Source organism: Roseateles sp. Mitsp63 (assembly GCF_059491535.1).
Genome location: NZ_CP168509.1, coordinates 448,172 through 470,336 on the forward strand (window position 1 = coordinate 448,172; position 22,165 = coordinate 470,336).

18 protein-coding genes are annotated in these 22,165 nt (G+C 67.0%); 13 read left to right on the forward strand and 5 right to left on the reverse strand.

The features are described 5' to 3' along the window. Positions 1 to 181: 181 nt before the first annotated feature. Both ACEN96_RS01965 and ACEN96_RS01970 read right to left on the reverse strand, forming a co-directional pair. Complete coding sequence (locus ACEN96_RS01965) at positions 182 to 757, reverse strand: DUF2242 domain-containing protein (protein ID WP_495586376.1); 576 nt, start codon at positions 755 to 757, stop codon at positions 182 to 184. Between the two features lie 126 nt (positions 758 to 883). Then, positions 884 to 1,174 (reverse strand): hypothetical protein, encoded by a 291-nt coding sequence (locus ACEN96_RS01970; protein ID WP_495586377.1) that lies wholly within the window; start codon positions 1,172 to 1,174, stop codon positions 884 to 886. Between the two features lie 201 nt (positions 1,175 to 1,375). On the opposite strand from ACEN96_RS01970, the gene ACEN96_RS01975 reads away from it, so the two are divergent. The 3 genes from ACEN96_RS01975 to ACEN96_RS01985 all read left to right on the forward strand — a co-directional run bounded on the left by ACEN96_RS01975 (position 1,376) and on the right by ACEN96_RS01985 (position 2,493). Beyond that, positions 1,376 to 1,570, forward strand: a complete 195-nt coding sequence (locus ACEN96_RS01975) for a hypothetical protein (protein WP_343635123.1) — start codon at positions 1,376 to 1,378, stop codon at positions 1,568 to 1,570. 37 nt (positions 1,571 to 1,607) lie between these two features. Next, entirely contained in the window at positions 1,608 to 1,922 is a 315-nt protein-coding gene (locus ACEN96_RS01980) for a BON domain-containing protein (protein ID WP_343635960.1), read from the forward strand. A 148-nt stretch (positions 1,923 to 2,070) separates the two neighbouring features. Further along, entirely contained in the window at positions 2,071 to 2,493 is a 423-nt protein-coding gene (locus tag ACEN96_RS01985; protein ID WP_495586378.1) for a response regulator transcription factor, read from the forward strand. On the opposite strand, the gene ACEN96_RS01990 is transcribed toward ACEN96_RS01985, so the two are convergent. Then, complete coding sequence (locus ACEN96_RS01990; RefSeq protein ID WP_343635119.1) at positions 2,471 to 3,103, reverse strand: response regulator; 633 nt, start codon at positions 3,101 to 3,103, stop codon at positions 2,471 to 2,473. The genes ACEN96_RS01985 and ACEN96_RS01990 overlap by 23 nt on opposite strands. A 45-nt stretch (positions 3,104 to 3,148) precedes the next feature. On the opposite strand from ACEN96_RS01990, the gene ACEN96_RS01995 reads away from it, so the two are divergent. From ACEN96_RS01995 to ACEN96_RS02020, 6 genes are all read left to right on the forward strand, one after another. Next, a complete protein-coding gene (locus ACEN96_RS01995; RefSeq protein ID WP_495586379.1) occupies positions 3,149 to 4,618 on the forward strand; it encodes a CHASE3 domain-containing protein in 1,470 nt (489 codons plus the stop codon). A gap of 188 nt (positions 4,619 to 4,806) precedes the next feature. Continuing rightward, on the forward strand, positions 4,807 to 5,253 hold the full coding sequence (locus ACEN96_RS02000; protein WP_495586380.1) for a BON domain-containing protein: 447 nt from the start codon (positions 4,807 to 4,809) through the stop codon (positions 5,251 to 5,253). Between the two features lie 332 nt (positions 5,254 to 5,585). Then, positions 5,586 to 7,709, forward strand: a complete 2,124-nt coding sequence (locus tag ACEN96_RS02005; RefSeq protein WP_495586381.1) for an esterase-like activity of phytase family protein — start codon at positions 5,586 to 5,588, stop codon at positions 7,707 to 7,709. A gap of 194 nt (positions 7,710 to 7,903) precedes the next feature. Then, the gene (locus ACEN96_RS02010; RefSeq protein WP_495586382.1) at positions 7,904 to 8,176 is read left to right on the forward strand and encodes a hypothetical protein; all 273 of its coding nucleotides are present in this window, start codon (positions 7,904 to 7,906) and stop codon (positions 8,174 to 8,176) included. A 65-nt stretch (positions 8,177 to 8,241) separates the two neighbouring features. Beyond that, on the forward strand, positions 8,242 to 10,422 hold the full coding sequence (locus ACEN96_RS02015) for a M13 family metallopeptidase (protein WP_495586383.1): 2,181 nt from the start codon (positions 8,242 to 8,244) through the stop codon (positions 10,420 to 10,422). A 113-nt stretch (positions 10,423 to 10,535) separates the two neighbouring features. Further along, on the forward strand, positions 10,536 to 11,393 hold the full coding sequence (locus tag ACEN96_RS02020; RefSeq protein WP_495586384.1) for a hypothetical protein: 858 nt from the start codon (positions 10,536 to 10,538) through the stop codon (positions 11,391 to 11,393). Here ACEN96_RS02020 and ACEN96_RS02025 read toward each other — a convergent pair. Beyond that, positions 11,386 to 11,745: an H-NS histone family protein gene (locus ACEN96_RS02025; protein ID WP_495586385.1), complete on the reverse strand. Its 360-nt coding sequence runs from the start codon at positions 11,743 to 11,745 to the stop codon at positions 11,386 to 11,388. The two genes, ACEN96_RS02020 and ACEN96_RS02025, sit on opposite strands and share 8 nt — an antisense overlap. Positions 11,746 to 12,079: 334 nt before the next feature. Between ACEN96_RS02025 and ACEN96_RS02030 the strand changes: the two genes are divergently transcribed. Beyond that, a complete protein-coding gene (locus ACEN96_RS02030) occupies positions 12,080 to 12,811 on the forward strand; it encodes a GntR family transcriptional regulator (protein WP_495586386.1) in 732 nt (243 codons plus the stop codon). A gap of 7 nt (positions 12,812 to 12,818) precedes the next feature. Here ACEN96_RS02030 and ACEN96_RS02035 read toward each other — a convergent pair whose 3' ends face one another. Then, on the reverse strand, positions 12,819 to 13,286 hold the full coding sequence (locus ACEN96_RS02035; protein ID WP_495586387.1) for an Lrp/AsnC family transcriptional regulator: 468 nt from the start codon (positions 13,284 to 13,286) through the stop codon (positions 12,819 to 12,821). Between the two features lie 90 nt (positions 13,287 to 13,376). On the opposite strand from ACEN96_RS02035, the gene ilvB reads away from it, so the two are divergent. The 3 genes from ilvB (at position 13,377) to ACEN96_RS02050 (ending at position 22,163) form a co-directional block, all read left to right on the forward strand. Then, positions 13,377 to 15,137 carry a biosynthetic-type acetolactate synthase large subunit gene (gene ilvB / locus ACEN96_RS02040; protein WP_495586388.1) on the forward strand — a complete coding sequence of 587 codons (1,761 nt, stop codon included), beginning with the start codon at positions 13,377 to 13,379 and terminating at the stop codon, positions 15,135 to 15,137. Between the two features lie 167 nt (positions 15,138 to 15,304). Continuing rightward, entirely contained in the window at positions 15,305 to 18,439 is a 3,135-nt protein-coding gene (locus ACEN96_RS02045; RefSeq protein WP_495586389.1) for an FG-GAP-like repeat-containing protein, read from the forward strand. Between the two features lie 112 nt (positions 18,440 to 18,551). After that, positions 18,552 to 22,163, forward strand: coding sequence for an RHS repeat domain-containing protein (locus tag ACEN96_RS02050; RefSeq protein WP_495586390.1), 3,612 nt, complete (start codon positions 18,552 to 18,554; stop codon positions 22,161 to 22,163). Positions 22,164 to 22,165: the final 2 nt, after the last annotated feature.

The window sequence follows — 22,165 nt, forward strand, 5'->3', positions numbered from 1 at the left end:
GCCCTTCGGTGCACGAAACCTCTTTCGCTGGAGGAAGCGAGGCGCGATCTGCATGACGATCGCGGGAGCGTCGAGTTGCCTGACCCATGCCCCATCGATCGGGCAGAGATGAATGAAAGTGTTCGGCGAATCGAGGGACGAGAGGCGAACCAACGCCTCGAGGAGGAGTAACTCCCCCCGATCAGCCGCCCGTCTTTTCCTCGGCCGGCGATTCCGCCGTTCCCTGGTCCTTCAGCAGGCGCTGCATCAGCGCGAAGAACCGGTCGTAGAACTGCCCCGCCGGGATGGTCTCAGAGGCGATCTTGACCAGCGATTCCGACGTCGACGACAGCGGCACCGAAATCGAGCCGATCGCGCTCACCCCCAGGCTGGTCGAATTCGCGCTGCGCTTGATGTTGTAGCGGTCCTGCAGCGCCGACACGTACGCCGTCGCCAGCTTGCCGCTGCCGCCTTCCGGCACGCACACAATCGTGAAGCTGATCTCCACGTGCTCCTCGCCGCCCGGCTGGAAGCGCTTCGCGCCGGTGATCGAGTCCGCCGCCGCCGTGTTGATCACATAGCCCTGGCTCAGCAGCGCGCGCCGCGCCGCCTCGCAGGTGTCCTGCACGCTGGCGTCGAACAGCCGCGAGTAGGTCTCGTCCGCCGCGAAGCGCTCGTTCTGGTACACGGAGCCCTTACGCGCCCCGCCGGTCCCGAGCGTGCCGCAGCCGGTCAGCATCAGCGCGGCGGCGGCGGTCATCCAGAGGCGGGGAGCCATGAGGCGGGTGGGGCGGAGGCGGGTGGAGCGTCGGATCATCGTCGTCAGGCCGTGATCGGCCAGCGGCGGATTATCCGCGTCCGCGCCAGGACGTCCCTGAGGCCAGCGTTAAGCCGGCGCGGTCATTCAAGCCTGCGCGGTCAGCAGCGTCTGCCACTCGCCGTCGATGCAGACCTCCAGGCGCCGCGCGCAGCCCGGGCAGCGATGCCAGTGCTCGGCGGCCGCCGACATCAGCGCCGGCCACAGCGGACGGTCGCCATCGCAGCGGCTGCGCGGGATCACCAGCGCCAGCTCCCGTTCCCGGCTCAGGCCGTCGGCCTCCACGAATTCCAGCCGCCCCCGCGCGACCACCGTCAGCGGCGTCGAAAGCAGGAGATCGGCGTTGACGCGTTCCAGCACATGTTCGAGCGTTTCCATGCCCGGCATCCTAGGCATGGACCGTTCCCGGCGATGTCGGGCCCCCGCGCGACGCCCTGTAGGACAAAACCCCATCCGCGCCGTCGGCAAGTCCATCTCCGCTTGTCCTACAAAACATCGCGGATGCGGACGACAGGGCCGGCTGTTCGGGATACGTAGAGTCAGTTCCAGCGCGCCGCGGGGCGCCCAAGGAGCCGACAGATGGGTATCGCCGACCACCATTCCCTTGCCCTCCACGTGCATGAGATCGCCTGCCAGGTCCAGTGGACCGCGGTCAGCGATCACGAGCCGGTCCTGGGACTCGAAGCGGCGCTGCCCTACCTGCTGGACCACCGCCCCGCGACGTTCGCCGAGCCGGCCCCTGCCGTCGTGTCGTCAGACCGCCACGCCGCGTGAGTCCGAGCCCTGTCATCAATCGAAGGAGATCAACATGATGATTCGAGCCACCGTTCTCGCCCTGGCCACCGCTTTGGGCGCCCTCACGCTGCTGCCGGGCTGCGCCGTCTCGCGCGGTCAATCCACGGTCGGCGAGTACGTCGACGATGCCGCCATCACCACCTCGGTGAAGAGCAAGTTCGTCGAGGCCAAGAGCGTCGACGCCAGTTCCATCCACGTCGAGACGCTGCAGGGCGAGGTGATGCTCTCGGGCTTCGCCAAGAACGCCACCGAGAAGGCCGATGCCGAGCGCCTGGCCCGCGAGGTCAAGGGCGTGAAGCGCGTGAAGAACGAGATCGCGATCCGCAACTGACGCGCGTCAGCGAGACGATTCCGATCCGCGCCCGGCGGCGGCCTGACCCACCGCCCCGGGCGTCCCGCGCGAACGGACGGCGTGCCTGCGCATCCCGTCCGTTCGCGCGCACCCGCCTGTGGTTCCGAGCAGTTCCGCGAGCCCTCCCATGGACGCCCACGCCCCTTCCGCCAGCGCCGCCCTCACCTGCTTCCTCGTCGAGGACAACGCCGTCATCCGGGAGAACCTGGTGGCCACGCTCGAGGAGATGGTGGACCTGCGCGTGCTCGGCCATGCGGTCGACGAGCGCGGCGCGCTGCGCTGGCTATCCGAGGACCATCCCGGCTGCGACCTGCTCATCATCGACATCTTCCTGGCGCAGGGCACCGGACTGAACGTCCTGCGCGCCGCGCTGGAACGCATGCCCGAGGCCCATCGCGTCGTGCTCAGCAACTACGCGACGCCCGACATGCGCCAGCGCTGCCTCGCGCTGGGCGCCCACAAGGTGTTCGACAAATCGGCCGAGCTCGAGGACCTGCTCGCCTACTGCGGCGGATTGGCCGATGCGGCTACTCGATCAGCCCGTTCTTGAGGGCGTAATACGTCAGCTCGCTGTTGGTGTTCAGCGCGAGCTTCTCCAGCACGCGCGACCGGTACGTGGACACGGTCTTGACGCTGAGCGACATGCCGTCGGCGATGTGGCCGACCGTCTCGCCGCGCGCCAGTCTCAGGAAGACCTGCAGCTCGCGCTCGGACAGGGTCTCGTGCGGGGCCTGGTCGACCGGGGCGCCCAGGCCCTCGGCCAGCAGCTCGGCCACGGCGGGCGTGATGTACTTGCGGCCGCGGAACACGGTGCGGATCGCGGTGGCGATCTCCTCGGGGTCGCATTCCTTGTTCAGGTAGCCGCTGGCGCCCTGGCGCAGCAGCGTGGTCGCGTAGTGCGTCTCGGGAAATCCGCTGAGGATCAGGACCGGCAGTTCCGGCTTGCGCGCCTTGATGGCGGCCAGGGTCTCGACGCCGCTCTGGTCGGGCAGCGAGAGGTCCATCAGCATCACGTCGACCTCGCCGGCGCGGACCAGGTCCAGCGCCTCGCGGCCGGAGCTGGCTTCGCCGCTGACGCGCAGGTCGACTTGTTCGGAGAGGAATTGCCGCAGCCCGGCGCGGACAATCGCGTGGTCGTCGACGATGGCGATTCGGATCATGGTGGCGATGGTCTAGTGAGCGTATCGCTCGAGGGAGTGTAGAGGATGAGCCTGAAGGACACCGTCACGAACCTGGGCCGCAAGACCTGGGCCTTGCCGCTGGGCGTGTTCGTGGCCCTGCTGATGATCCTGATCAGCGAGCTGGCGTACTTCGGTGCCGTCTCGCAGATGGATCGCCTGGACACGCTGGGCCGGGCCCGGATGGAACTGCTCCGGCTGCTGGCCCGCGTGACCGACGCCGAGTCAGGGCAACGGGGATACCTGATCACCCGGCGCCCGGAATACCTGGACCCGTACCGCTTCGCCGCCGAGGATGCCTCGCAGGGCCTGAGCTCGCTGCAGCGCATGTACGCGCAGGTCGGCGCCCAGGACGCCGAGCGCCGCAGCAAGGAGATCGCCACGGCGGTGGGCGCCAAGCTCAGTGAGCTGCAGGAGGTGCTCAAACTCTACGAGAACGGGCGCGAGAACGCCGGCCGGGAGCTGATGATGACGGACATCGGCCGCGACCAGATGGAGCAGATCCGGCGCCGCTCGGCGGAGCTGCTGGCCGACGAGAACCGCCGCATCGCGCTGGGCACGGGCCAGGTCTACGACACGCTGATGCTGAGCCGCATCGGCGTGGCCGGCATGACGCTGCTGAGCCTGATCGTGTTCGTGCTGTTCGTGCGCAAGAGCCGCGCGCTGGACGAGCAGCGCGCCGACCAGGCACAGGAGGTGCGCGCCGAGCGCGACCGGCTGGAGATCGAGGTCGCGCGCCGGACCGCCGAGCTCACGCAGCTCGCGCGCCACCTGCAGACCGCGCGCGAGGACGAGCGCGCGCGCCTGGCCCGCGACCTGCATGACGAGCTCGGCGCGCTGCTGACGGCGGCCAAGCTGGACGTGGCGCGGCTACGGCCCAAGCTGCAGGCGGGGCCGCCTGAGCTGATGCAGCGGCTCAACCATCTGACCGAGACGCTCAACAGCGGCATCGCGCTCAAGCGCCGCATCATCGAGGACCTGCGGCCGTCGACGCTGGACCAGCTCGGTCTGGTGCCGGCGCTGGAGATCCTGTGCCGGGAGACGGCGGAGCGGCTGGGCGTGCCGATCCGGATGGAGCTGGATCCGTCGGTCGAACTGCCGCCGAGCGCGCAGCTGACGGCCTTCCGGCTGGTGCAGGAGGCGCTGACCAACCTGGCCAAATACGCTCACGCGACCGAGGTCACGGTGGCGCTCAAGCGCGAGTACGCGCAGGCGCTGGTGACGGTGACGGACAACGGGCGGGGGTTCGATCCGGACCGGCTCTCGCTGGGGTCGCACGGGCTGCTGGGGATGCGATTCCGCGTCGAGGCCGAGCGCGGCCAGCTGCGGCTGCGCAGCGCGCCGGGCCAGGGCTGCGAGGTGCGGGCCTGGCTGCCGCTCAAGCGCGATGAGCCGGAGATCCCGCGCATCGACTTTCCGATTCCTGGCATGCCGGGCGCGGCCGCGGCGCCGTCCGGCGAGGGGGGCGGGCCCGCGGCGGGCGGGGTGCCGCTGTAGGTCCCCTCCTACGAGCCTGCGGGGTACAGGGCGACCGCCGCTTCCGGCGCCAGCCGACCCGGCGCGCGAGGGGAAGTTCCTAGAGTGAGGTCATGGATCCGCGGCCACCCGCGGAATGTCCGCGAAGCGTCGCCAGGCGTCAGCGCCTGTGGCGGCGGCCGCGAAAACCCCGCGAAAGGAGCCTTGTCATGAAGCACGCTTCCCGCCCTCGTCACCTCCTCCTGGTCCTGCCCGCCGTGGTGGCAGCCGTCGCGCTGACCGCCTGCGGCCGCGAGGACGATGACCGCACCGCCGGCCAGCGCCTGGACGACGGCATCTCCAAGATGGAACAGAAGTCCGAACAGGCCAAGACGGATACCCGCCAGGCCATGGACAAGATGGGCAACCAGATGGAACGTACCGCCAACAAGGTGGGCGAGGCCGTCGATGATGCCCAGATCACGACCTCGATCAAGACCGCGCTGGCGGGCGATCCGAAGCTGAGCGCGCTCGACGTGAAGGTCGAGACCGACCACGGCCACGTGACGCTGGACGGCACCGCGCCGGACCTGGCGGCGCGCGATCGCGCCGGGTCGATGGCGCTGGCCGCCAAGGGCGTCCAGTCGGTCAACAACCGCATCAAGGTCAACGGCTGATTCCCTCCTCTGCAGCCGTCTGACCAGGGCCCCGGCTCGCGTCCCAGGACGCGGTGCCGGGGCTTTCTCCGTCTGCGGCGGCCGCTGGCCCTCACCCCTTCCTCTCCCGCTGGGGCGAGGGGTAAGAGCCGGACGTCGTAGTAAACCCCCTCGCCCCAGCGGGGAGAGGGAGGGGAGAGGGCCAGCAGCCTCCGCAGTCCTGAGATGTCTTTCTTTCCGGGACGTGACGGATTCTTCACGCGCTTGTAACGGCGCGTGCTTAGCGTGCCGCCCTGTCGCGTCGCGGCCCGTCGAGGGGACCGCGCGTTTCCTCCGAGCCACGAAAGATCGACATGAAGAAGACGACCGTCCGCCGGGCCGCCGGCCTGTGCCTGATGACGCTGACCGCCGCTGCCGCGCTCACCGCCTGCAACACCAAGGACGGCGACCCGTACGTCGTGCCCGACTTCGTCGCCCCGACCCAGGCCCGCCTGATCGACGCGCCGGTGGAAGGCGTGAGCTACATCGCGCTGCCCTCGGCCCTCGGCGGCAAGACCGGCGCGAATGGCGTCTTCACCTGCAAGCCCGGCGACACGGTGAGCTTCAGCGTCGGCAGCGTCCCCGTCGGCTCGGCCGCCTGCGCCGCGACGGTGAGCGCCGCCGACCTGGCCGGCACCGCCGCGCTGACCGACGTCAAGCTGCAGAACCGCCTGGTATTCCTGCAGGCGCTGGACGAGGACGACGATCCCACCAACGGCATCAGGATCACGGCCGCCGTGCACGACGCCTTCACCAAGACGCTGGACTTCGCCGCCGCTTCCGACGACTTCGACAAGGCCTTCGCCGCGTTGCTGCCGGCCAGCCAGAACGACACCTATGGCCAGCCCTACGCCGCCCGCGCGATGAACGCCGGCCGCCGCGCCGCGGCCGTCGAGCACTACGAATCCACGATGGCCACGCTGCTGGGCAAGTCGGAGACGAGCAGCGCCACGCAGGACAGCGCCGGCGGCGCGGTCGCGATCACCAAGTTCCAGATCCGCGCGGCCGACAGCCAGTACGTGCCCTACGAGGGCGCCAACGCCGATGCCAGGAAGGACTTCCCCAAGGGCTTCTATCCGGCGGTGGGCTCGGGCCTGGTCTACAAGGGCCGCAACGCCGACGGCGCGATGGAGTTCTGGGGCATCACCGACCGCGGCCCCAATGGCGACAGCCCGAGCGCGCCGCGCCCCGACAACGGCGCCGTCGTGACGACCAAGATGTTCCCCGCGCCCAGCTTCGCCCCATCCATCGGCGTGATCACGCTGGGCAAGGACGGCGCGGTGATCTCCAGCCTGACGCCGTTGAAGAATGCGGATGGCTCCAAGGTCAGCGGCCGTCCGCTGCCGTTCGGCGCCGTCGGCAGCAGCGCCGAGGTGCCGCTGAACGACGCGATGAAGTACGACCAGGCCAGATCCGGCTTCGACGCCAATGGCCTGGACACCGAGACCCTGGTCTACGACGCCGCGAGCAAGGCGTTCTGGACCTCGGACGAATACGGCCCCTTCATCGTCAAGGTCGACGCGGCGACCTTCCAGGTGGTCAAGCGCTACGCGCCGGGCACCGCGGCCGGCAGCCTGCCCGACGTCCTCAAGAACCGCCGCCCCAACCGCGGCATGGAAGGCCTGTCGCTCGACACCGCGACCGGCCGGCTGCACGGTTTCCTGCAGAGCCCGATCGACCCGGTCGACGCCGGCGGCAAGAGCGTCGAGGTCGTCGACACCAGCGACCTGGACCAGGACGGCAAGACCAACGACAAGGTCAAGGTGCGCGACTTCGCGCAGTTCGCGCGCTGGATCGAGTTCGATCCGAAGACCGAGACCTCCCGGCTCTACGCCTACCCGCTCAGCTACCCGCTGGCCGCCAAGGGCGGCAAGTGGGATCGCAACCGCACCGGCAGCGCCAAGCTGGGCGACCTGGTGTCGCTGGGCAACGGCAAGTTCATCGTGGTCGAGCAGGGCGCCGATTCGACGGGCGCGGTGCGCAACTTCCTGATGCTGGTGGAGCTGCCGTCCAACGCCACCGAGATCACGAGCCTCGGCATCGAGCTCGAGAAGAACAGCATCGACGGCGTGACCGCCTCGGCGGTGACCTGGGCCAACGTGGTGAAGCTGAAGAAGACGGTGCTGCTGGACCTGAACGCCGCCGGCTGGAAGGCCGAGAAGGCGGAGGGCCTGGCCATCGTCGACGGCAACACGCTGGCGCTGATCAACGACAACGACTTCGGCCTGAAGACCGTGCTGGTCGATGCCAAGGGCAAGGTCATCGCCGGCGATCCGACCGAGTGCACCGTCGATGCCAACGGCGCGATCGCGCAGGACGGCAGCTGCGCCGCCGGCGCGGTGCTGTCGCGCGTGACCCGCGGCAACGAGGTGGACCGCCTCACGCACCTGTGGCTGTTCAAGTTCCCGAAGGCGCTCACCGCGTTCAGCGCGCAGTGATCGCCGGCGCGGGAGCACCGCTCCCGCCAGGTCTCCACTCACAGGGCGCGGGCGGCGATGCCGCTCGCGCCCTTTCACTTCCACGGAGACCTCCCATGTCGATATCAGGTTTCTTCACGGCGCTTTGCGGCTGCGTCCGGTCCAGCCCACCCGAGGAATCTGGGCAGGAGCATCCAGCCGGGCAGGAGGAGGAGATGAGAGTTGTCGTTCAGAACGATCTGTATTGGACGCACGGCGACGTGGAAGAAGCCAAAGCGACCCCTCAGAGCACGGTCACCGACGCCTCCGCGCCATCGCACCCCCCGCAGCCGACTCGCCCACCGCCGAAACTCGAGTCGTTGCGATCGACACCCGGCGTGACGACAAGCGTCGGTGACGCGCAGGTATCGATTTCTCCGGGAAGCAAGCATCAGTACCGCGCGGTGATCGAAGAACTGCCCCGGCACTTCAAGAAGATGCCGCAGTGACCCGCCAGCCGGGCGAATCGCGGGGTGTCGTTTGGCACCCGGCGGGGCCGGACGGCTGACGGAGAATGCCCGCCAGCAACCACCACCCGCTGTCGGCCATGAACCGTCCCTTTGCCCGCACCTCCGCGGCCGCGCTCGTCGCGGCCGCCGTCCTTGGCGCCTGCGCCAGCGCCAGCGCGCCCACGCAAGACCCCGCCGCCTCGGCCGCGGCGGGCGCCGCTTCCGCCCCGTTCGGCAGTGGGCCGGTCGCCACCGAAGGGCCGCTGGACCGCCTGCCCTACACGCCCAGCCTGGACACGGCCGCGATGGACCGCACGGCCGATCCCTGCGAGGACCTCTACCAGTACGCCTGCGGCGGCTGGATGGCCGCCAACCCGATTCCGCCGGACCAGGCGCGCTGGTCGGTCTACGCCAAGATGGCCAACGAGAACCAGCGCTACCTGTGGGGCGTGCTGGACAAGCTCTCCGCCGCCGATCCGGCGCGCAGCGCCAACCAGGCGCGCATGGGCGACTACTTCGCCGCCTGCATGGACGAGTCGGCCGCCGACCAGCAGGCGCTGGCGCCGCTGCGCCCGCTGCTGTCGCGCATCGAGGCGCTGAAGGACCGCCGCGAGCTGCCCGCGCTGCTGGCCGCGCTGCATCTGGCGACCAACAACGAGCGGGTGCTGTTCCGCTTCACCTCGGGCCAGGACATGAAGGACTCGACGAAGGTGATCGCCTTCGCCTACGCCGGCGGCCTGAGCCTGCCGGACCGCGAGTACTACTTCAAGGACGACGAGAAATCGCGCCAGCTGCGCGACCAGTTCGTGGCCCACGTGGCGCGCAGCTTCGAGCTGCTGGGCGACGCGCCCGCCGCCGCGCAGGCGCAGGCCCGCCGCGTCATGGCGCTGGAGACGGCGCTGGCGCAGGCCTCGCTGGGCCGCGTCGACAAGCGCGATCCCTACAAGAGCTTCCACCCGATGAAGGCCGCGGGCCTGCAGGCGCTGACGCCGGGCTTCGACTGGGCGGCCTACCAGCGCGCGCTGGGCCTGGACCCGGCCAAGAGCCTCAACGTGACCGAGCCGGCCTTCTTCAAGGCCATGGCCAAGGAGCTCGCGCGGCGCGATCCCGCGGAGCTGCGCGACTACCTGCGCTGGCAGCTGCTGAGCAGCCAGGCGCCGACGCTGGCCGCGCCGGTGGTGCAGGCCAACTTCGACTTCTTCGGCCAGACGCTGCAGGGCGTGCCGCAGATCAAGGCGCGCTGGAAGCGCTGCGTCGAGCTGGTCGACGCGCAGCTCGGCGAGGCGCTGGGCCAGGAGTTCGTCGCCCGCAACTTCAGCCCCGACCTGAAGGACAAGACGCTGACGATGACGCGCCAGATCGAGGAGGCGATGGCCGCGCGCATCAACTCGCTGAGCTGGATGAGCGAGACCACGAAGAAGCGCGCGCAGGAGAAGCTGCATGCGATCGTCAACAAGGTGGGCTATCCGGAGCGCTGGCGCGACTACGCGCCGCTGACGGTGGCGCGCGACGACTTCGCCGGCAACGTGATGCGCGGCAACGCGTTCGAGCTCAAGCGCCAGCTCGCGAAGATCGGCAAGCCGCTGGACCGCGGCGAATGGGGCATGACGCCGCAGACGGTCAACGCGTACTACGACGCGCAGATGAACGACATCAACTTCCCGGCCGGCGTGCTGCAGCCGCCGCTGTTCGATCCCAGGATGGACGACGCGCCGAACTACGGCAACACGGGCGGGACCATCGGCCATGAGCTGATCCATGGCTTCGACGACGAAGGCCGCCAGTTCGATGCCAAGGGCAACCTGCGCGACTGGTGGACGAAGAAGGACGGCAAGGCCTTCGAGCAGCGCGCCGCGTGCGTGTCCAAGCAGTACGCGCAGTACGTGGTGGTCGACGACATCCGCATCAACAGCAAGCTGACGCTGGGCGAGGACCTGGCCGACCTGGGCGGGCTGGTGCTGGCGCACGCGGCCTGGAAGGCGCAGATCGCGGACATGAAGCCACAGCCCGCGGACGCGGAGGGTCTGACGCCGGAGCAGCGTTTCTTCGTCGGCTTCGCGCAATGGGACTGCAGCCATGCCCGGCCGGAGTACGCGCGCGTGCATGCGCTGACGGATCCGCACTCGCCGGGGCGCTACCGCATCAATGGTGTCGCGGTGAACATGCCGGAGTTCGAACAGGCCTTCCGCTGCAAGCCCGGCCAAAAGATGGTCAAGCCGGACGCGGAGCGCTGCAGGATCTGGTGAATGTCAGAGAGTTCGGGTTCCGTGCCCGAACCACCCGGGGCGGAGTGATGGACTGAATCGGCGGCCGCGACAGAGCGTTGTCGGGCCGCCGTGTTCAACTCTGTCGCATCGCCATGTCGCTCAAATCGACTACTTCGAGGTTCACAGAACCAAGTTCGGACTATGCCAATCTTTCTGAGTATTCAGGAACTCAGAATGAGCCCGAAACAGACACCCCCGCGGCTCATGAAGAGCCCGTTTATGCGGCAGTTCAAAAGAAGCCTCTGATCTACGTCACGCTGCTGCACTCGCAGAACCCGCCGTCCAATCACCAGTTCGTTCACAGCGGCGCCTCGCCATCAAGTGCCGAGTCTGACGGGACGATCTACTCGACGATTGATCACAATGCGGGACCGGACCTGCCTCCTAAAAGGTATCGCCTCAGCGAGGCGGCCGATCTTCTGACAGATCGCCAATCCAGAGTTGCCGCCAAGAATTCCAAAGTCGCCGCCAAGGAGTTGTCCAAGGCTCTAGGGCAGCTGAATGTGACCATTCGGCAGCTGGTCCGGAATTTCTCGGCATCCCATCCACCGGGCATGAAGGGGCTCTTCGGTCGTTCTTCCTACGGCGCCGGCGCGGCACGCGACGAGTTGCTGAAGAGACTGTTCTCCACCAACTTTTGCGTCTGCGCCTCACGGGTCAGAAAGGCCAGGGACGCGGTGAACCCGATGGTGGAACCAGACGGAAATCGCCGGCCTGCTGAAGAGTTTCTCGGGACGATGGCGGCCGAGTTCACGCGCAACGCCATCAACGCCCTGGACGATAAACAACTGGAAGTTCTGGCTCGTCACGTGGGCGAACCCGAGAGCCTGCAATCGCGGGCTGAAGAGATGAGTCGCAAGGCGAAGTCGCTCTCCGCGATGACCGCAGGCGATATGGTGATCGAGCAGCTCATCAACCACGTGGCGCGAACGCGCCGGCCAATCACTTGATCAACAGATCCTCGGCCGTCTTCCCGGCGGCCAGGGCGTCCTTGAACCAGTTGGGACGCTTGCCGACGCCGGTCCACGTGCGGCCGGCGCCGTCGTGGTACTTCGGCGTGCCGCCGCCGCGTGCGGCCTTGCGCGCGGGCGCGCTGGCCTTGGCCGTTCTGGCCGCCGCCCGGCGCGTGCCGCGCGGCTTGGCGGCCGCGCCGCCAAACAGCTCCTCGGGCGTCAGCCCGTAATGCTCGATGGCCTCGCGGATCCGGGCCACGACGCCCGAGATCTCCTTGGCGCGCAGCGCCTGGGCTTCCTTCTGAAGCTTTTCGATCTGGGACAGGACTTGCTTCAACGACTTGGCCATTCAACGGCTCCATTCGAGTGATTCGACAACGGGCATTCGCCTCTGTGTCGCTGGCCTCCCGGCCGCGACTGTAGCGCTTGGTACGAGGCGATGCGGAAACGACACAGCGATTGCCTTGCATGCGGGAGCGGTTCGACTGATTCCGGTAGGCCATCCCGCAATGGACACATGAATCGAGGAGCGAATCCGGCCGCCAATTGCGCATTCATTGCGCTTCAGCAAGAACCTCGCCGAGGGCCCGAATCACCCGGCGCGGGAGCCGGGCCGCCTTCGTAGAGTGGCAGGCCGCCCGTGCAATGCCGCGCGGGCGAATTCCACTGGACGGAGTGCCGCGATGGCTCGTTCCCCCTACCCGATCAACACGCCGACCTATCTGCGATTGCGCGACCAGATCCGTACCGACATCGAGGAGGGTTGCTGGCGGCTCGGCCAGCACCTGACGCTGCACGAGCTGAGCGCGCATTACCAGGTCAGCAACGTGCCGGTGCGCGAGGCGCTGCTGCAGCTGCAGGGCGATGGCATGGTGGACATGCGGATGAACAAGGGCGCGGTGGTGCGCGAGGTCGACGCGCGATTCATCGAGGAGTACTTCGACGTGCGCGCGGCCTTGCAGACCATGCTGGTGATGCAGGCCTGCCGCATGGAGAAGCGGCTGTCCGCGGCCGCGATCGCGCGCGCGCGGACGCTGGTGGGGCCGGTCGAGGAGGCGGCGCGCGCGGGCCTCGTGGGCGAGCTGCTCGCGGCGGACGAGGCGCTGCAGCACCAGCTGGGCCGGCTGGCCGGCAACGGCCAGGCGTTCGACATGCAGGCCTCGCGCGGCCGGCTGCTGGAGGCGTTCCGGCGGGCACGGCTGTCCCTGTGGGCGCCGGAGCTGGAGGTGCTGCCGGTGGAGGGCCGAGCGATGCTGCAGGCGATCACGCATGCCGATCCGGAGACGGGCGCCGAGGCGGTCCGCCGTCACATCGCCGCGCTGCGGACCTATGCGCTGCGGCTGTTGAAGCTGCCGGAGATCCCGGGCCGGGGCGGCGGGGCCGCGGCGTCCGCGGCCGAGGATCCCGGGGCCTGAGCCCGCGTCACAGCGGCAGCGAGCTGGCCTTCAGGCAGCGCAGCACGAAGCTGGACTTGCTGTGCCGCACGCCGGGGATCTTGTAGAGCTTCTCGCGCAGCAGGCGCTCGTAGTCGCGGGTGTCGCGCACGGACAGGCGCAGCACGTAGTCGTAGTCGCCGGAGACCAGGTAGGCGTCGATGACCTCCGGAATCGCCTCGAGGTGGCGCGCGAACTCGGCCATCGCCGCATCGGTGTGCTTGTTCAGCGTGAGCTGGACGATCAGCTGCTCGGGCCGGCCGATCTTCTCGGCGTTGACCTGGACGGTGTAACCCTCGATGACGCCGGACTCCTCCAGGCGCTTGATGCGCGTCCAGCAGGGCGAGGTGGTCAGGCCGACCTCTTCGCTGATCTCCTGAAGGCTCGCGCGCGCGTTGCGCTGCAGGGCGCGCAGGATGGCGCGGTCGAACCTGTCGAGCTTGATTTGCTGATCCATGGCGTTATGGAAGGAAGATTTGCTGCGGAGGCGATTCTAGGAGGCAGGAACGGCAACCCTTTCCGGGAGGCTGCCGGGATACTGCTGCGCATGAATGCACTGACCGAGGGCGCCGCGCTGGGCGCCATGCACACGGCGGCCGACGCGCCGCGCAATGGCGCGCAGACGCTGCTCGACACGCTGGTGGCCTGCGGCGTGGACACCGTGTTCGGCTATCCCGGCGGCGCGGTGCTGCCGCTGTACGACGCGCTGCATGGCGAACCGCGGCTGCGCCACATCCTGGTCCGTCATGAGCAGGCGGCGGTCCATGCGGCCGAAGGCTATGCGCGCAGCACGGGCCGGCTGGGCGTGGTGCTGGTGACCTCGGGGCCGGGCATGAGCAACACGACGACGGGCTTGCTCGATGCGCTGTGCGACTCGGTGCCGGTGCTGTGCATCAGCGGGCAGGTGAACAGCGCGTCGATCGGCACGGACGCGTTCCAGGAATGCGATGCGCTGGGCATCTCGCGGCCGGTGACGAAGTGGAATGCGCAGCTGCGGCCTGGCGGGGATGTCGCGGCGATGGTTCGCAAGGCGGTGGAGGTCGCGCGAGGCGGCCGGCCCGGGCCGGTGCTGCTGGACGTGCCGAAGGATGTGCAGTTGGCGCCGTCGTCCCGGCGCTGGCCGGAGGAGCGGCGCGAGCGCGCGGCGCTGCCGGTGGCGATCGGCGTGGACGTGGACGCGATCGAGCGGGCCGCGGACTGGATCGCGGCGGCGCGGCGGCCGGTGTTCTACGGCGGTGGCGGACTGATCAACGCAGGCGATGCGGCTTGCGCGGAGTTCGCCGCGGCGGTGGCCGCGAGCGGCGCGCCCTGCACCTTGACGCTGATGGGGCTGGGCGCATTGCCGGCGTCATCGCCGCAGTGGCTCGGGATGCTGGGCATGCACGGCACGCTGGAGGCCAATCTCGCGATGCATCACGCGGACCTGATCGTCTGCGCGGGGGCGCGCTTCGATGACCGCGTCACGGGCCGGCTGGACAGCTTCGCGCCGGGCGCGCGGGTGATTCATCTGGACATCGATCCGGCATCGATCGACAAGGTGCGCCGCGCCGATCTCTCGCTGTGCGGCGACGCGCGCTCTCTGCTGCCGCGGCTGCGACGCGCGTTGGAACGGCGGTCGATGACGGCGGAGCGGCTTGCCGGGTGGTGGGCGCGGATCGAGGGCTGGCGGGCGCGGCGCTCGCTGGCTTTCGAGGACACGCCGGAGGTCATCGCGCCGCAGGCGCTGATGGCGCGGCTGCGCGAGCAGCTCGCGGGTCGCGACGCGATCGTGTCGACGGATGTCGGCCAGCATCAGATGTGGGCGGCGCAGCACCTGGCCTTCGAGCGGCCGCGGCGCTGGCTGACCTCGGGTGGCGCGGGCACGATGGGCTATGGGTTGCCGGCGGCGATCGGAGCGCAGGTGGCGCATCCGGGCCGGCTCGTGGTGTGCGTGAGCGGGGACGCGTCGATCCTGATGAATCTGCAGGAGATGGCGACGGCGCGCCAGCACCGCGCGGGCGTGAAGGTCGTGCTGTGCAACAACGGCCACATGGGGATGGTGCGGCAGTGGCAGGAGCTGCATCACGGGGAGCGCTACAGCCACAGCTACAACGCGTGCATGCCGGACTTCGTCGCGGTGGCGAAGGGCTTCGGCTGGGAGGCCGCGCGGGTCACGCGGCGCGAGGAGCTGGATGCCGCGCTGGCCGCGTGCCTGGCGAGCGAAGGGCCGTACTTCCTCGACGTGGCTGTCGCGCCGGTGGAGAACTGCTTTCCGATGATCCCGGCGGGGAAGGGGCATCAGGAGGTGATGCTCGCGGTGCGGACGTGAGGATGCGGTCATTCATCTGTCAAGCCGGCGTTCAGTCGCGGACATAGAATCCGCGCCGATTGACGGTGCCCGACAACGACTCCTCGCTGAAGGAAGGGCCCGGCTCGGCGTCCTCGAGACGACCGCCAGATGCAACGGCGCCGGCTCCCGGCGCCCGGGAGGGAAAGATGACGAAATGGATGAAGCCCCGGGGCGTACTCGCCTTGGCGGGGATGGTTGCCTGCGTGCCTGTTTGCGGAGACGCGGCGACCCTCGCGGGCTCGACGCCAGCCAGCCTGACGGTGACAGACGCCGGGGCTGCGGTCTACCAGATTCCCATCCAGGTGCCGCCGGGAGTGGCCGGCATGCAGCCCAAGCTGGTCCTGCAGCATGACAGCCAAGCCGCGCGCGGCATCGCAGGTGCCTTCTGGTCGCTGGAGGGCGTCCCGGCGGTGCGGCGCTGCCCTCGCACCAAAGCCCAGGACGGAGAGCGCGGGGGTATCAGCCTGACCGGCGGTGACAGGTTCTGCTTCGAGGGACAACGGCTGACCCTGGAGCAGAGCGGCACCTACGGCGCCGAGGGCGCGGTGTACCGGCCCGAGATCGACAACTTCTCGCGCATCACGTCCTACGGCACTGCCGGCTCGGGACCGAAGTACTTCACGGTCGAAGAGAAGAGCGGGTTGAGGCTGGAATTCGGCAACACGGTCGATTCCCGCCTGCTGCCCGTCGCGCCGACCGGCATCCAGCAGCCGACAACGGTGCTCACTTGGTATGTCAACAGGATCTCCGATCGCAGCGGCAACGCGATCGACTTCAAGTACGACATGGCCGACGGCGAGATCACGCTGAAGGAGGTGAGCTATGCCGGCGGCAACGTCAAAGTGGCGCTGGAGTACATGGCCGATTGGAATCCGCGCACGCTCTATGTCGCTGGAACTCAGATCAAGTACACGAAGCTCCTGAGCAAGATCACCTCGTCGTTGCCGGGTGCTGGAGCACAGGGGGCGAATCGCACCGTCAAACAGTACCAGCTTGCTTACGAATACGGAGATGCCCGGGGCGATACACAGGGCAAGCAGCCCATTCCGAGGCTGAAGTCGGTCACCGAGTGCGTCTCGGGTGCCGCCGAGGCGGATTGCCTGCCTCCGTTGCTGTTCCACTGGCCGTCATGGACGTCGGCTGCCACCAAAGTCAATGCGCCGTTCGTCGTCGGCCAACCCACCGATCCCAAACTGAAGTTCGTCGACAAGGAAGGCTTCGGCAAGGAGGGCGGGTCCTACCTGCGCCGCCTGGTTGACATGAACGGCGATGGCTATCTCGACCTCGTGGCCTTCGCCCCCGGTGGCGTATATGCCTACTTGAGCGATGCGAACGGGAAGTTCCCAAGCACTCCGAAGCTGGTCACCACGCAGTTCACGGCGAGGGACGAGTTCTACCGGTGGGCCGACAACGACGCGGACGCGGGAGGTGGCTTCCACTACCGCACGCTGGTGGACATGAACGGCGACGGGTATCCGGACATCCTGGGCTTCTCGAACATCAACTCGGGCAGCGATGGTCCGGCGATCGGCGGCTACGTGTCGTACTGGAATCCGGCCACGCAATCATTCGACGGGAACGAGACCCAGGTGATGTGGCCCAACGCGATCGCGGGAGGGAAGCACTGCAATGGCGCAACCGATGACATCGGCGCGCCGCGCTACATCCTCGACATGAATGGCGACGGGTTTCCCGACGTCCTGCGATTCACCAATGGGGGCGGGTATGTCGCCTACTGGAATCGGGGGACCGGCACCTTTGGCGATCCCGTGCTGGTGAGCTCCGACATGAAGATGTCGTCACCCGGCTGGTATGGCCCCTCCTGCGTCGGCTACCTGTCGCGTCAGCCGATCTTCCTCGAGGACATGAACGGCGACGGCTATGCGGACATCGTCGGCGTGTCTTATGACGGCATCTTCGTGATGCCTTGGGATCCGGTGACTGGAAAATTTGCCGGCAGGGGCGCGGCGAACAGTACGACCATCAAGGCCGACCCCCAACGGGACGCCTCCATTCGAATGGCCGACATGAATGGCGATGGATATCCGGACCTGGTGCAGTTCACCTCCTCCGGAGTTCGCGTTTCGCTCTGGAGCGGGACGACGTTCCTCGATGCCACGACCTGGACCACTGAGCTGTCCGGCGGTTACTGGGATTCGGATGGATTGAACAATCCCAGGATGCTGGCGGACGTCGATGGTGACGGGCTGCCCGATCTGGTGGCGTTTGACGGCTCGGGCATGCATGTGGCGATCTCCAATGGCAATGCGCTCCTGGCGGAATCGGTATGGACCACCAACTTCAAAACCACCGGGAGTGATGGGCGTGATCCGTCCAACAACGCCTGGTACAAGAGCACGCGCACCCCGCGCTTCTTCCAGGACGTGGACGGCGACGGATATCCGGACATCGTTGGCTACGGCGGTTTCGCCATCGCGATCGCGTCGTCCGCGCAGCATGCGATGCAGCCAGTCACCTCGTTCGAGGACGGCCTGGGGGCGGTTACGAAGGTGATCTATTCCTTCGCTCAGCCTACCGCTCCCGCGAAGGCCTATGCGAAGCCTGGCGTCTTGCCTGTGTTCCCGTGGAAGCAGGCGAATGGGCCCGTCAAGATCGTGTCGTACGTGGATCGCGACGACGGGCTCGGTGACGTGCGCACCACCAAGTACCTGTACACGGAGGCTCTGGCCCATTTCGATCGCGGTAATTTCGGCTTCAAGACTCGGAGCGTTGAGGACTTGAACAGCCGCACGGTGACGAGGCGGGTGTTCGATCAGAACTATCCGGTCACGCTCTATCAGGAAGAGCAGACCACCGACGGCGTCCTGGTGGGGCGGACGACCATGGGTCCGCTGCGTCAGTCGCTGGGCGCCGCCGGCGAATACAGCGGAAACGCCCGGCAGATGCTCGCGACGCAGTCGGTCACGGTGCAGCGCTGGGATCTTGCACAGAAGCAGGTGAGCAATACGGTGACCGTGAACGAGTACGAGGGCACTCGCGAGGGTGGGGCCTCCTCGCCGCTCGTGCAGTGGGGGGATCTGACCAAGCAGGTGACGTGGGACGCCACCGGGTCGACGACTTCCGTCATGGCGTACCAGGCCGACAAGAAGAACTGGCTGATTGGTCAACTGACGTCCCGGAAAGTGACGTCGATCCGCAATGCGGCGACCGCCCGCTCGACAGCGGTCGACGCCGCTCCCGCCAAGGATGTGCAGGCCCTCGTGAAGCCGGTTTCCCCCGAGGTGCTGTCAGCCATCCTGACCATCCTGCTCGACGATTGAGCAGCCTCGCGCCAGAAACAGCGTTGAACAACACGACCGCGCGCTCCGCGCGGCGCTCAGTCGGAGAGAGGCCTCCGGATCGCCGATCCGCGGGGTATGGAGGGAGAGCAAGATGAAGAAGCAAGACGTGCCGCGTCCCGCAGCGACGCGAGGCTGTCGATCGCAGCGGCTGGCAATCGGGCTGTTGCTGGCGAGCGGTGGCGTCTACTTGGCCAGCGCAAGCGCGGCTGAGTTGACCGTGCCGGTGACGCAGAGTCCTGTCCACGAGACCACCTTTGAGTACGACGCCATCACGGGCCTGCTCAAGAAGAAGACCGAGCAGCCGGACGGATCGGACGGTCAGAAACTCGTGACCGAGTACGACTACGACAAGGGCAATCCGTCGAAGGAGAGCCGGACGGGTTGGGCGGGACAGGTGCCGGGTCAACAGACGCGCCGGAGTGGAACGACCTGGACGATCGACGGTCGCTTCCCATCGGACAGGATGAATGCCCTGGACCAGAAGGAGCAGGTCGAGTTCGATCCGGCCTTCGGCGGCATGACGGTGCGGGTTGATCCGAACGGCTGGGTGACGCGATGGGAATACGACGGGCTGGGTCGCAAGCGCTTCGAGCGGCGCGGATACGCCAATCGTGACAGCTCCGCTTATACCGACTACACGGAATGGAGTTATGAAGCCTGTTCCAGCGGATGCTCCTTCCAGTCCGGTCCGCGGGTCGCGACGATCGTCACGGCGACGGTGCGATCAAGCGCGGGCGTGCAGATCGAGCCGGCGACCAAGATCTATTTCGACCGTCTGAACCGGGAGGTCCGGCGCGAGACGCAAGCGCTCGACGGGAACGGCACCGTTGCGACCGTCTACAAGGACACGGTGTATGACCGGCGCGGCAACGTGTGGCTTGTCTCACAGCCTTACTTCTCGACCTCGTCCTACATCTGGACTTACAGCGAGACGGATGACCTGGGGCGCAGGACGCTGGAGCAGACGCCCAACAACGCGGTGACGAGGATCAGCTACGACGGGCTGGACACGATCACCCGAGTAAATGTGCGCGGCGTCGATCGCATGCGAACGAGCACCGCCGACCTCCGCGGTCGGCCCACGTCGACGACGGACGCGCGTGGCAACGTGACGGGGTTCCTCTATGACCCGCAAGGTGGGCTGTCTCGGGTGCTTGGGCCTTATGGCGACGTGGTGGCGGTCGAGTACGACGCGCTCGGTCGCAAGGTAAGCCAGAAGGATCCGGACCTCGGCGACTGGAGCTACGAGTACAACGCATTCGGCGAGGTGGTTTCACAGACAAACGCATTGAGCAAGACGTCCAAGATGACGTATGACAAGCTCGGGCGCGTGACGCTTCGCGAGGATGGCGATCTGACGACGAGCTTCGTCTACGACACCGCGACTGGAGGCATCGGCAAGCTGTCCAAGGTCTATACGGACAACGGCTATTGCCGCGAGCATGGCTATGACGCTCAGAGTCGGCCCACGACTACCGTCATGAAGGTCGGCGGGAATGCCTGCGCCAACGCGACCGAGTCCCTGACCGCAAGGACGGATTACGACGCCTACGGCCGGATCGAGACTCAGACCTATCCGACCGGCTTCTCGGTGACCTACGCACGGCATCCCACCTTGGGGCTGCCGATCAAGGCCACGAGCGCGCAGATGGGGGGCGCGACGCTATGGACGCGCGACGGCGGCGATGAAGGAGGGCGGCCGACCGCGTTCACGTACGGCAATGGCGTGAAGACCAGCGTCACATACAACGGCGTGGGCATGGGCTGGGTGGATCGCATCGCTGCTGGCGCGAACAATGCGGTCCAGTTCTCGAAGTACACCCGGGATCAGATCGGGCAGATCATCGAGCGCGAGGACAGCTTCGACCTGCCGAGCGGGCTCTTGGAAACCACCGACGTTGATGAATTGGGGCGGTTGAAGGCCTACTACCGGAAGTCGCTGCTCGACCAGACGCAGGTGGCCGGAAGCCGGGTGGATGTGACGTACGACGCGGTGGGCCGGATCGTCAGCAAGACGGACGTCGGGACCTACTTCTACGCGCAGCCCGACGGCAAGCGTCCGCACGCGGTGACTGCGGTGCGCGGCGCAGTGAATGTCGACTACGACTACGACGTGGCCGGCCAGATGACGGTCCGCAATTTTTCGGACAACCTCTACACGAATGCCGGATTGCTGCGAATGGCGGGCGCGGCACGCAAGTGCCATGAGTTCTTGTACCAGGGCGAAGGGCTCCGGGTGCAGCAGACGATCTTCGATTCGCGCTGCCGACAGAGCAACGGTCAGCCGCAGAACGGCAGCTACCCGTTGGCACGCACGCTGTACATGCATCCTGACGCGAGCAATGGTCTGAGCTTTGAGCGCGAGACAAAGGGCGGAGCGACGCAGTACAAGCATTACGTCGAGGCAGACGGTCGTCCCATTGCGGAGATCGTGAGCACGACTGGCACGGTGAGCAACGGCACGCCGGTGGCCGTCAACTATCTGCATTACGACCACCTTGGATCCGTGGTCGCGGTGACGAATTCAAGCGGAGTGGTCGTGGAGCGGCGCAGCTTCGATCCGTGGGGGAGGGTGCGTCAAACCAATGGCACGGCGACGGCGGAGGGTGATCTGCCTGGCGGCATCAATGCCGCGACAGATCGCGGCTACACCCTGCATGAACATCTGGAAGGACTGGACCTGATCCACATGAACGGCCGGGCGTATGACCCGCTGTTGGCGCGGTTCACCAGTGGAGATCCGAATATCGCCTCGGCACATGAAGGGCAGAGTTACGACCGTTATGCGTATGTGTTGAACCGACCGTTGGATGCAGCGGATCCGACCGGGTTTGATCCGGTGGGATACACGTTCGCGTTCCAAGTACAGGCGACAGGCGGGTCCGCGACCGGAATCAATGTTGGAGCGGCTATCTCCTCACCCTGGGGCAGCGTACCCGCAGCCACTTCGGCCGGAAATGGACAGACTGTTGGGGCCGCACAGTACTCGAACTCGACTTGGTCGACGCCGAGTTATCCCATGGCGATGGAAGCGACAGGGATCAAGTTCCTGACGTCGACCATTTCCGGGTGGGTTCAAGATTTCCGCAATATCACCGATCCGGATATGTTCCGTCGATTCGTGGGAGAGATTGATGCCAGGGGTTATGGAAAGGAGCTATTGCGCGGGGCGCTAGATCGTTTTGTCAAGAACAACCAACCGGATAGCCCCGACAGCAATTTCTATACTCGCTTTCTTGCTCGACAGGTCGAGGGAACCTACACGCCGCCGGATTCCGCATCTGCGAACGGCGTGGCTGCCGAGGTGTCCGCGGCCGCTTTCTCCATGTTCCTACAACGTGGAAGGCCGAGCGGAGAAGTAGTCGCAAAAGATTTAGGTCGGTTTAGCGTTGGCCGTTATGACGAGTTGGTTGGGGCCGTGAAGGGCTTGGACGCGCATCATGTTGGACAAAAGGCCCTAATGAAGGACCTGATTCCCGGCTACGATCCGCTGAGTGCTCCCTCGATCCTTGTGCCAAAGGTTGGGCATACGATCAAGGGGCCGAATGGGATTGTGTCTCGAAGCATGGATGGTCTAACAACGCCGCGTGACGTGCTAGCGCGGGACATCAAGGAACTTCGACGCGTCTATCCAGAGGTTCCGAACTCTCAGCTTCAGCAGTTGATTCAGATGAACAAGGATGCCTATCCGGGCTCCTTCTAAAG

Bases quoted from the DNA above. Each gene is read 5' to 3' on its own strand.
- ACEN96_RS01965 (WP_495586376.1), bottom strand. From the start codon at position 757: ATGGCTCCCCGCCTCTGGATGACCGCCGCCGCCGCGCTGATGCTGACC.
- ACEN96_RS02020 (WP_495586384.1), top strand. From the start codon at position 10,536: ATGTCGCTCAAATCGACTACTTCGAGGTTCACAGAACCAAGTTCGGAC.
- ACEN96_RS02000 (WP_495586380.1), top strand. From the start codon at position 4,807: ATGAAGCACGCTTCCCGCCCTCGTCACCTCCTCCTGGTCCTGCCCGCC.
- ACEN96_RS02035 (WP_495586387.1), bottom strand. From the start codon at position 13,286: ATGGATCAGCAAATCAAGCTCGACAGGTTCGACCGCGCCATCCTGCGC.
- ACEN96_RS01995 (WP_495586379.1), top strand. From the start codon at position 3,149: ATGAGCCTGAAGGACACCGTCACGAACCTGGGCCGCAAGACCTGGGCC.
- ACEN96_RS02030 (WP_495586386.1), top strand. From the start codon at position 12,080: ATGGCTCGTTCCCCCTACCCGATCAACACGCCGACCTATCTGCGATTG.
- ilvB (WP_495586388.1), top strand. From the start codon at position 13,377: ATGAATGCACTGACCGAGGGCGCCGCGCTGGGCGCCATGCACACGGCG.
- ACEN96_RS02005 (WP_495586381.1), top strand. From the start codon at position 5,586: ATGAAGAAGACGACCGTCCGCCGGGCCGCCGGCCTGTGCCTGATGACG.
- ACEN96_RS01975 (WP_343635123.1), top strand. From the start codon at position 1,376: ATGGGTATCGCCGACCACCATTCCCTTGCCCTCCACGTGCATGAGATC.
- ACEN96_RS02025 (WP_495586385.1), bottom strand. From the start codon at position 11,745: ATGGCCAAGTCGTTGAAGCAAGTCCTGTCCCAGATCGAAAAGCTTCAG.
- ACEN96_RS02015 (WP_495586383.1), top strand. From the start codon at position 8,242: ATGCCCGCCAGCAACCACCACCCGCTGTCGGCCATGAACCGTCCCTTT.
- ACEN96_RS02010 (WP_495586382.1), top strand. From the start codon at position 7,904: ATGAGAGTTGTCGTTCAGAACGATCTGTATTGGACGCACGGCGACGTG.
- ACEN96_RS01980 (WP_343635960.1), top strand. From the start codon at position 1,608: ATGATTCGAGCCACCGTTCTCGCCCTGGCCACCGCTTTGGGCGCCCTC.
- ACEN96_RS01970 (WP_495586377.1), bottom strand. From the start codon at position 1,174: ATGGAAACGCTCGAACATGTGCTGGAACGCGTCAACGCCGATCTCCTG.
- ACEN96_RS01990 (WP_343635119.1), bottom strand. From the start codon at position 3,103: ATGATCCGAATCGCCATCGTCGACGACCACGCGATTGTCCGCGCCGGG.
- ACEN96_RS02050 (WP_495586390.1), top strand. From the start codon at position 18,552: ATGAAGAAGCAAGACGTGCCGCGTCCCGCAGCGACGCGAGGCTGTCGA.
- ACEN96_RS01985 (WP_495586378.1), top strand. From the start codon at position 2,071: ATGGACGCCCACGCCCCTTCCGCCAGCGCCGCCCTCACCTGCTTCCTC.
- ACEN96_RS02045 (WP_495586389.1), top strand. From the start codon at position 15,305: ATGACGAAATGGATGAAGCCCCGGGGCGTACTCGCCTTGGCGGGGATG.